The following is a 9,496-nucleotide window of genomic DNA, read 5'->3' as shown; positions in this document are numbered from 1 at the left end:
GTAGGGTGGGTTAGCCGCGCGACTGCGCAACGCGCAAGTCGCGGGGCGTAACCCACCTCTTTGGTTTCCGCGGAGACAGAAGCGGTGGGTTACGCCTCGCGGCCCGCGCTTCGCGCGGCCACGAGGCTAACCCACCCTACGAGCTGCGGCCGAAGGGAGTGGACGTTCCCTACGTTTTGAGGCCTTTCCCGCACGATTTTTCGCCACAGTTGAGCTGGAGACAGGAAGGTAGCTCAAGAAAGAGAACGTCAATGCTGCGGTGGAATGAACGAGAATGCCCGCGCTGCGGGCAGATCGAGGATAACCGAGACGAACGTAGCGACGATCCCCTTCGAAAGGGGCGCGATCCGAACTGCGAGTTTCCAGTGGAACTCTGGCTTACCGGCCGTGTTGGATTTCTTTGTACACCGCAAGCGCATCGGGGACCCTGACGGGAGAGCTCGTAATTCGTAGGGTGGGTTAGCCGCGCGACTGCGCAACGCGCAAGTCGCGGGGCGTAACCCACCTCTTTCGTTTCCGCGGACGCAGAAGCGGTGGGTTACGCCTCGCGGACCGCGCTTCGCGCGGCCACGAGGCTAACCCACCCTACAAGACTAAGTCGCGACCGAGCCGTTGCCTGCCGTCTCCAGCCGGAACGCTGCGGCGAACAGCGCGCGGGTGTAGTCGGTCTTCGGGTTCTTGAAGAGCTCGGCGGCCTGGCCCTCCTCGACCACCTTGCCGCCGCGCATCACGATGAGATGGCTGGCGAGCGAGGCGACGACGCGCAGATCGTGCGAGATGAACATGTAGGTGAGGTCGCGCTTGCGCTGGAGGTCGCGCAGGAGATCGACCATCTGGGCCTGGAACAGCATGTCGAGCGCGCTGGTCGGCTCGTCCAGCACGACGAAATCGGGCTCCAAGACCACGGCGCGCGCGATCGAGATACGCTGGCGCTGGCCGCCGGAGAATTCGTGCGGGTAGCGGAAGCGCGTCTCCGGATCGAGCCCGACATCCTCCAGCGCCTTGACGACGCGCGCCTCGCGCTCCTCGGGCGAAAGCTTCGGCTGATGCACGCCGAGGCCTTCCTCGATGATGTCGGCCACCGACATGCGCGGCGAGAGCGAGCCGAACGGATCCTGGAACACGATCTGCATGTCGCGGCGGAAGGGGCGCATCTCCTTGAAGCGCAGGCCCTGGATGTCTTTGCCCAAGAAGACGATGCGGCCGTCGGACGAGATCAGCCGCAACAGCGCCAGCCCCAGCGTGGTCTTGCCCGAGCCTGACTCGCCGACCACACCGAGCGTCTCGCCCTTGCGCACGGCCATGGTGACGCCGTCGACGGCCTTGATGTGGCCGACCGTCTTGCGCATCAGCCCGCGCTTGATCGGAAACCAGACCTTGAGGTCATTGGTCGACATCACGACCGGCGCCTGCGGCTGCGGCGGCGCGGGGTCCGGCTTCGGCTCGGCGGCGAGCAGCGCGCGGGTATAGGGATGCTTTGGCGTGGTGAAGACCTGCTCGACCGGACCCTGCTCGACGATCTCGCCGGCTTTCATCACGCAGACGGTGTCGGCGATGCGGCGCACGATGCCGAGGTCGTGGGTAATGAACAGCAGGCTCATGCCGAGCCGGGCGCGGATGCCGGCGAGCAGCGCCAGAATCTGCGCCTGCACGGTGACGTCGAGCGCGGTGGTCGGCTCGTCCGCGATCAGCAGGTCGGGCTCGTTGGCAAGCGCCATCGCGATCATGACGCGCTGGCGCTGGCCGCCGGACAATTGGTGCGGATAGCTCGACAGCCGGGTCTCTGGATCGGGAATGCCGACCTGGGTCAACAGCTCCAAGGTGCGCTTGCGCGCCAGCGCGTTGCTGGTGGGGTTGTGGAGCTGGATGATCTCGCCGATCTGCGCCTCGATCGTATGCAGCGGATTGAGCGAGGTCATCGGCTCCTGGAAGATGATCGAGATGTCGCTGCCGCGAATGCCGCGCATCTCCTGCTCCGACAGGCCCAGGATCTCCTGCCCCTTGAAGCGGATGCTGCCGGACGGATGCGAGGCGCTCGGATAGGGCAGCAATTTCATGATCGACAGCGCGCTGACCGACTTGCCGGACCCGGACTCGCCGACCAGCGCAACGCATTCGCCGCGCTTGATCTGGAACGAGACCTTGTCGACCGCGAGCGTGGTGTTGCCGCCCTGGTGGAAGGCCACCGAGAGATCGCGCACGCTGAGCAGGGGCTGGTTGATTGCGTCCATCAAGGGCTCACCTGAATGTCTTGCGCGGATCGAAGGCGTCGCGCACGGCCTCTCCGATGAAGATCAGCAGCGACAGCATGATCGCGACCGAGAAGAAGCCGGAGAAACCGAGCCAGGGGGCCTGGACGTTGGATTTGGCCTGCGACAGCAATTCGCCGAGCGACGGCGAGCCCGGCGGCAGGCCGAAGCCGAGGAAATCCAGCGCCGTCAGCGTCATCACCGAGGACGAGACAATGAAGGGCAGGAACGTCATGGTCGCGACCATCGCGTTGGGCAGCAAATGGCGGAACATGATGACGGGGTTCGAGACGCCGAGCGCGCGGGCCGCCTGGATGTATTCGAAGTTGCGCCCGCGCAGGAATTCGGCGCGCACCAGGCCGACCAGCGACACCCAGGAGAACAGCAGGAGGATGCCGAGCAGGACGAAGAATCCGGGCACCAGCACCGAGGACAGGATCAGCAGCAAATAGAGCGATGGAATCGCGGTCCAGATCTCGATGAAGCGCTGGAACGTGAGATCGATCCAGCCGCCGAAATAACCCTGCACCGCACCGGCCGCGATGCCGATGACCGAGGACACGATGGTGAGACAGAGCCCGAACAGAACCGAGATGCGGAAGCCGTAGATCAGCCGCGCCACCACATCGCGGCCCTGATCATCGGTCCCGAGCCAGTTGTATTCGAGGTCGCGGCAGCTTTTCAGGCCCTTCTTCTCGACGACGGGCTTGCACTGCGCCTCCGTCAGCATCCAGGTCGGCGGCGACGGCGCCGGCGTCGGCAGATCGAGATTGTGGGTGTTGTAGGAGTAGCGGATCAGCGGCCAGACGACGCTGCCGCCCTTCTCCCTGATCAGCTTCTGCAGGTAGGGATCGCGGTAATCCGCCGCGGTCTCGAAATCGCCGCCAAACGTCGTCTCGGAATAGGTGACGAAGGCCGGCCAGTAGAGATGACCGTCATATTTGATCAGGAACGGCCGGTCGTTGGCGATCAGCTCGGCGAACAGCGACACCACGAACAGGACCATGAAGATCCAGAGCGACCAGTAGCCGCGACGGTTCGCCTTGAAATTCTCCCAGCGCCGCCGGTTCAGCGGCGAGGGCACGAACGGCTTGCGCGTGATCGGCACGGCGGTACCGAGCGGCGACTTGGTCGTGGTCTCGATCGGGGTCGGCGCGGTGACGGACATCAGACCTCCCGCGCCTCGAAATCGATCCGCGGATCGATCCACATATAGGTCAGGTCGGAGATCAGGTTCACGACGAGGCCGACCAGCGAGAAGATGTAGAGCGTTCCGAACACCACGGGGTAGTCGCGGTTGAGCACGCTCTCGAAAGAGAGCAGGCCGAGCCCGTCGAGCGAGAAGATCGTCTCGATCAGGAGCGAGCCGGAGAAGAACGCATGGATGAAGGTGCTGGGAAAGCCCGCGATGACGATCAGCATCGCGTTGCGGAAGACGTGACCATAAAGTACCTGGTTCTCGCTGCAGCCTTTTGCGCGCGCGGTCATCACGTATTGCTTGCGGATCTCGTCCAGGAACGAGTTCTTGGTCAGGAACGCCATGGTGGTGAACGCGCCGAGCCCCATCGCGATCAGCGGCAGCGTCAGGTGCCAGAAGTAGTCGATGATCTTCCAGTACCAGGGAAATTGCGACCAGCCGTCCGACGTCAGCCCGCGCAGCGGGAACCAGTTGAAGAAGGACCCGCCGGCAAACAGGATGATCAGCAGGATCGCGAACAGGAAACCGGGAATCGCATAGCCGAGCACCAGCACGCTCGACGTCCATGTGTCGAAACGCGACCCGTCCCTCACCGCCTTTCGGATCCCGAGCGGAATCGAGATCAGGTAGGTCAGGAACGTCAGCCAGATCCCGAGCGAGATCGAGACCGGCAGCTTCTCCCTGATGAGCTGGATCACGCTGACGTCGCGAAAGTAGCTCTTGCCGAAATCGAAGCGGGCGAAATTCCAGACCATCAGGAAGAAACGTTCCGGCGCCGGCTTGTCGAAGCCAAACTGTTTTTCCAGCTTCTTGATGAAGTCAGGATCGAGGCCCTGCGCGCCGCGATACTTCGAGTTGATCGCGTCCGCGCCGGCGCCGACCTGCCCCGGCGCGCGCTGCGCAAAATCGCTGCCGCCCGATATGCGCGAGGTGCCGCCGGTGTCGGCGCCCGAGAGCTGCGCGATCACACGCTCGACCGGGCCGCCCGGCGCGAACTGCACGACCACGAAGGACACGAAGAGGATGCCGAGCAGGGTCGGGATCATCAGCAGCAGACGGCGGGCGATATAGGCGCTCATGGTCTACTTCGCCTGCTCGAGTTTCGCGGCCTTGGCCGCGTCGAACCACCAGATCTCGGGCGCGCCGACGCCGTTGGCATAGCGCGGCAGTTTGGCCGGGTGGCCGAACTGATCCCAATAGGCCAGCCGATGCGTCTTGTTGTACCATTGCGGCACCCAATAGCGGCCGGCGCGGAACAGGCGGTCGAAGGCGCGGCAGGCGATGGTGAGCTCCTCACGGCTGTCGACGGCGAGGATCTTTTCGATCATCGCGTCGATCGCCGGGCTCGCGATCCCTGCGAGATTGTACGAGCCCTTGGTCGCCGCCACCTGCGACGAGAAGAATGCGCGCATGGCATCGCCCGGCGTCGCGGACATCGAGAAACGCTGGATCGTCATGTCGAAGTCGAAATCTTCCTGGCGCGCCTTGTATTGCACGGCATCGACGAGACGGATGCTGGCCTCGATGCCGAGCGTGCCCAAATTCTTGACGTAGGGCGCGTGGTGCGGCTGGAACGAGGGCTCGTCCAGGAGAAACTCGATCCTGAAGACCTCGCCGTTCGGCAAAATCCGCTTGCCGTCCTTGATCGGCACGCCGGCGTCGTTGAGCAATTGCTGCGCCTTGCGCAGCAGGTTGCGGTCCTGTCCGGAGCCGTCGGACACCGGCGGCGAGAACGGCGCGGAAAACACTTCGTCGGGGACCTGACCGCGAAACGGCTCCAGCAGCCTCAGCTCCTCCGGCGACGGCGGCGCGTCGGCGGCCATCAGATCAGAGTTCTGGAACGGCGACACCGTGCGCGCATAGGCGCCGTACATGATGGTCTTGTTGGTCCACTCGAAGTCGAACGCGTTGGTCAGGGCCTCGCGCACGCGCGGATCCTTGAACTTGTCGCGCCGCGTGTTGATGAACCAGCCTTGCGCGCCCGAAGGCGTCTCGTCCGGCGTGACCTCGATCTTGACGCGGCCGTCCTTGACGGCGGAAAAATCGTAGCGCGTCGCCCAGATGCGGGAGGTGAACTCCTCGCGATAGAGATAGTTCTTGCCGGTAAAGCCCTCGAAGGCGACGTCGCGGTCGCGATAGAACTCGTAACGCACGACGTCGAAATTATAGCTGCCGCGACAGACCGGCAGATCGGCCGCCCACCAGTCCTTCACGCGCTCATATTCGATGTAGCGGTTGACCTCGAACTTCCCGACCTTGTAGGGGCCGGAGCCGAGCGGAATGTCGAGCGTCGATTCCTCGAAGGGGCGCGCGGAATAATAGGCCTTTGAGAAGATCGGCAGGCTCGCGACATAGAGCGGCACGTCGCGCGCACGCCCCTTGGCGAAGGTGACGATCAGCGTCGCATCGTCCGATGCCTCCGCCTTCACCATGTCGCGCAACTGCACGACGATCAGCGGGTGACCCTTCTCCTTCAGCGCCGTCAGCGAAAACGCCGCATCATGCGCGGTGAGCCTGCTGCCGTCGTGGAACCTGGCCTCGGGGCGCATGGTGAAGCGATAGGTGAGCTTGTCCGGCGAGATCAGCACCGACTTCGCCGCGAGCCCGTACATTGCGTCGGGCTCGTCGCTCGCCCGCACCATCAGGGGCACGAAGGTCATGTCCATGCCCTGCGCGCCGTCGCCTTTCATGATGTAGGCGTTGAGCGAGTTGAAGGTCTGGTAGGACTGGTTGTAGGCGCGCACCGACGGGATCAGCGAGAAGGCGCCGCCCTTGGGCGCATTCACATTGACATAGTCGAACTGGCTGAAGTCGGCGGGATATTTGAGATCGCCGAACGCCGAGATGCCGTGCGACGCGATCCCCGCCTCCGACGCCTGCGCGCCGCGCACGCGCAGCGCGCCGAACGCGCCGCCGGCGCCGAGGGCGAGCACATGGCGGCGTGAGAGCTGCGTCATGCGGGACATGTCCTTCACGACTTCTTCGCGATCTTCGCCGCCTTGTCTGCGTCGTACCACCAGATGAAGGGGAAACCGGACTGGCCGTATTTCGGCAGCTCCGCCGGCCGGCCGAAACGATCCCAGCGCGCGGTACGCACCTTGGGATAATTCCACTGCGGAACGACGTAATGGTTCCACAGCAGCACGCGATCCAGCGCCTTGGTTGCGGCGACCAGATCGTCGCGATCCCTGGCGTAGATCAGGCGCTCGATCAGCTTGTCGATCGCGGGATTCTTGATGCCGGCAACATTGCGCGAGCCGGCGATGTCGGCTGTCTTGGACGACCAGAATTCGCGCTGCTCGTTGCCCGGCGACTGCGATTCACCCCAGGAATTGGTGATGATGTCGAAATCCCACTCGCGGGTTCGGTTCTCGTATTGGGTTGGATCGACCGTCCGCACGTTGACCGCGATGCCGAGCCGCTCCAGGTTCGGCTTGTAGAACAGCGTGACCCGCTCGAAGCTCGGATCCTGGTTCAACAGCTCCAGCGAGAACTGCGTGCCGGTCTTGACGTCGACCAGCTTGCGGTCACGCACCTCGTAGCCGGCCTCCTTGAACAGGCGCAGCGCCTCGCGAAGATTGTCACGCGTCGCTTCCGCGCTGCCGCCGACCGGATTGGTGTATGGGGTCGTGAAGACCTCGGGCGGAACTTCGGCGCGGACGGTCTCGAGGATCTCGAGCTCCTTGCCTTGCGGCAGTCCGGTCGCCATCAGTTCGTCGATGCCGTCGAAATAGCTGACGATGCGCTTGTACTGGCCGTAGAAGATCTGCTTGTTCATCTCCTCGAAGTCGAAGGCGAAGTTGAGCGCACGGCGCACGCGCGGATCGCTGAATTTTGCGCGACGCAGGTTCGGCGTGAAGGCCTGCATGACGCCGGAGCTGCGGTTGGCGAACTCCTCCAGGATCACGCGCTTCTCGGTCACCGCCGGGAAGTCGTACGCCGTGGCCCAGTTCTTGGCGCTGTTCTCGGTGCGCCAGTCGACCTGGTCGGCCTTGAAGGCCTCGATCGCGACGGTGGCGTCGCGGAAATATTCGTAGCGCAGCTCGTCGAAATTGTTGCGGCCGACATTGGTCGCGAGGTCGCGGCCCCAATAGTCCTTGACGCGCTCCAGCGTGATCGAGCGTCCGGCGACGAAGTCCTTGACCTTGTAGGGGCCGGACCCGAGCGGCACCTCGAGCGTCGTGGTGGAGATGTCGCGCTTGCGGCCCTGCGCATCGGTGCCCTCCCACCAGTGCTTGGGCAGCACGTTGAGCTGGCCCACGATCTGCGGCAGCTCGCGATTGCCGGGCGCGTCGAACACGAACTTCACGTCGCGCTCGCCGACCTTCTCGGCCTTCACCACATGGCTGTAATAGGCCGAGTACATCGGGTGATGCTTCTTGAACGCGTCGAGCGAGAAGATCACGTCCTCGGCGGTCACCGGCTTGCCGTCATGCCATTTGGCGTCCGCGCGCAGGCGATAGATCACATACGAGAAGTCGTCGGGATGGCTGACGGCTTCCGCCAGCGCGCCATATTCGGTCGAGACCTCATCCTGCGCGGGCGTCATCAGGCTCTCGTAGATGAAGCCCACGGCGCCGGCGATGTTGCCCTTCACATAGGCCACGACGATGTTGAAATTGTCGAAGGTGCCGATGGTGATCTGGCGGACGAGGCCGCCCTTCGGCGCTTCCGGATTGACGTAGTCGAAGCGCTTGAAGTCGGCGGGATATTTGACCTTGCCGAACAGCGACAGCGCGTGCCGCCATTGCGGCTCGCCTGCGGCTTGCGCCTGCGCCGCACCGATCAGCGGAATGCCCGCGGCGGAGCCGAGGGCCGGAAGCGCAGCGGCCGCGGCGCTGGCGAGCAGGAGATCGCGTCGGGTAATTGCCAAATGAACATCCCTGTCTTGGGTAAGGGGACCTTATCCCTTTAAGGCCCCAATATACGGCAAGGTTTCGACCGATTATGTTGCTTTTTCCTCATCTTGGAAGCCTGCCGGGGTGGCCGGATGCGGCCAAACGCCCCGATAACAACACTGCGATGCTTCCAGACAAGGACTTGCAGATACGAAAACGGCCAGGCGTTGCGGGCCTGGCCGTGAAAATCGTCTGAAGACGCCGGGCGTCTTACGTGACTACGGTTACTTGGCCGCGGTCGGCAGCGGCTTCGGGCTATCCGACAGCGAGTTCAGATAGGCGATCACGTCGGCGCGCTCGGAGTCCTTCTGGATGCCGGCAAAGCCCATCGCGGTGCCCGGGATGAAACCCTTCGGGTTGGCGATGAACTTGTTGAGGTCGTCGATGGTCCAGGTGCCGCCCTTGCCCTTCATCGCAGCCGAGAAGTTGAAGCCGCCGCGGCCTTCGCCACGCGGCTCGCCGACGACGCCATAGAGGTTCGGGCCGACGCGGTTGGGGCCGCCCTTTTCGAAGGTGTGGCAGGCGCCGCACTTCTTGGCGGCGGAAGCGCCCTTCTCGACGGAGGCGGTCTGGAGCAGCTTTTCGATCGGCTCTGAGGCCGCAGCGGCGGCGCCTTCGGCGCCATGGCCAGCCGCTTCCTTCACGGCGATCTCAAACCCGGGCTTCTCGAGCGGCTTCGGGGAGAACAGCGCGTGTGCGGTGAAGCTCGTCACCAGGAGGAAAAGGCAGGTACCGAGCACGGCACCGAGAATCTTGTTGAGTTCGAAGGAGTCCATTTCGGATCAGGCCCCACGCCGCAGGAAGAAACAGGACAGACGCTCCAAGGGGAATCGGACGTTCCACCCCTCCCCCGAGCAGCGATGAGATATCGGTTTGCCCGGGGTCTGGCAACCCGTATAAGCGGGCCCGCTTTTACCCCATCCCCACCCAATTCCGGCGCGTTCCGCGCCCCATTTCCAGGGTCCCCGACCGGATGTCCGATCCCCGCATTCTGGTGCTGATTCCGGCCCGCATGGCGGCGACCCGCCTGCCCGGCAAGCCGCTCGCCGATATCGCGGGGCAGCCGATGATCGTGCACGTTTTGCGCCGGGCGGAATCAGCCGGGATAGGCCGGGTCGCGGTCGCGACCGACACGCAGGAGATCGCCGACG

The 9,496-nt window shown here is 64.0% G+C and carries 7 protein-coding genes; 1 reads left to right on the top strand and 6 read right to left on the bottom strand.

The genetic code is table 11. From position 1 onward, the window contains the following. Positions 1–593: 593 nt before the first annotated feature. The 6 genes from C2U70_RS25545 to C2U70_RS25520 all read right to left on the bottom strand — a co-directional run bounded on the left by C2U70_RS25545 (position 594) and on the right by C2U70_RS25520 (position 9,121). Complete coding sequence (locus C2U70_RS25545) at positions 594–2,231, bottom strand: ABC transporter ATP-binding protein (RefSeq protein WP_140981396.1); 1,638 nt, start codon at positions 2,229–2,231, stop codon at positions 594–596. Between the two features lie 7 nt (positions 2,232–2,238). Continuing rightward, entirely contained in the window at positions 2,239–3,417 is a 1,179-nt protein-coding gene (locus tag C2U70_RS25540; protein WP_140981395.1) for an ABC transporter permease, read from the bottom strand. Beyond that, entirely contained in the window at positions 3,417–4,526 is a 1,110-nt protein-coding gene (locus C2U70_RS25535) for a microcin C ABC transporter permease YejB (protein ID WP_140981394.1), read from the bottom strand. Before C2U70_RS25535 ends, C2U70_RS25540 begins: the two co-directional genes overlap by 1 nt. Positions 4,527–4,529: 3 nt before the next feature. Further along, positions 4,530–6,404 carry an extracellular solute-binding protein gene (locus C2U70_RS25530; protein WP_140981393.1) on the bottom strand — a complete coding sequence of 625 codons (1,875 nt, stop codon included), beginning with the start codon at positions 6,402–6,404 and terminating at the stop codon, positions 4,530–4,532. Positions 6,405–6,418: 14 nt separating this feature from the next. After that, the gene (locus C2U70_RS25525; protein WP_140981392.1) at positions 6,419–8,320 is read right to left on the bottom strand and encodes an extracellular solute-binding protein; all 1,902 of its coding nucleotides are present in this window, start codon (positions 8,318–8,320) and stop codon (positions 6,419–6,421) included. Positions 8,321–8,569: 249 nt separating this feature from the next. Next, positions 8,570–9,121 carry a c-type cytochrome gene (locus tag C2U70_RS25520; protein WP_140981391.1) on the bottom strand — a complete coding sequence of 184 codons (552 nt, stop codon included), beginning with the start codon at positions 9,119–9,121 and terminating at the stop codon, positions 8,570–8,572. Positions 9,122–9,318: 197 nt separating this feature from the next. Here C2U70_RS25520 and C2U70_RS25515 point away from each other — a divergent pair. Continuing rightward, on the top strand, positions 9,319–9,496 hold a 178-nt coding region (locus C2U70_RS25515), incomplete at its 3' end, for a cytidylyltransferase domain-containing protein (RefSeq protein ID WP_186294465.1).

It is taken from the genome of Bradyrhizobium guangdongense (genome assembly GCF_006483445.1).
Classification (GTDB): Bacteria; Pseudomonadota; Alphaproteobacteria; order Rhizobiales; family Xanthobacteraceae; genus Bradyrhizobium; species Bradyrhizobium guangdongense_A.
This window is presented reverse-complemented; position numbering and strand designations above follow the sequence as displayed.

Bases quoted from the DNA above. Each gene is read 5' to 3' on its own strand.
- C2U70_RS25545 (WP_140981396.1), bottom strand. From the start codon at position 2,231: ATGGACGCAATCAACCAGCCCCTGCTCAGCGTGCGCGATCTCTCGGTG.
- C2U70_RS25540 (WP_140981395.1), bottom strand. From the start codon at position 3,417: ATGTCCGTCACCGCGCCGACCCCGATCGAGACCACGACCAAGTCGCCG.
- C2U70_RS25535 (WP_140981394.1), bottom strand. From the start codon at position 4,526: ATGAGCGCCTATATCGCCCGCCGTCTGCTGCTGATGATCCCGACCCTG.
- C2U70_RS25530 (WP_140981393.1), bottom strand. From the start codon at position 6,404: ATGACGCAGCTCTCACGCCGCCATGTGCTCGCCCTCGGCGCCGGCGGC.
- C2U70_RS25520 (WP_140981391.1), bottom strand. From the start codon at position 9,121: ATGGACTCCTTCGAACTCAACAAGATTCTCGGTGCCGTGCTCGGTACC.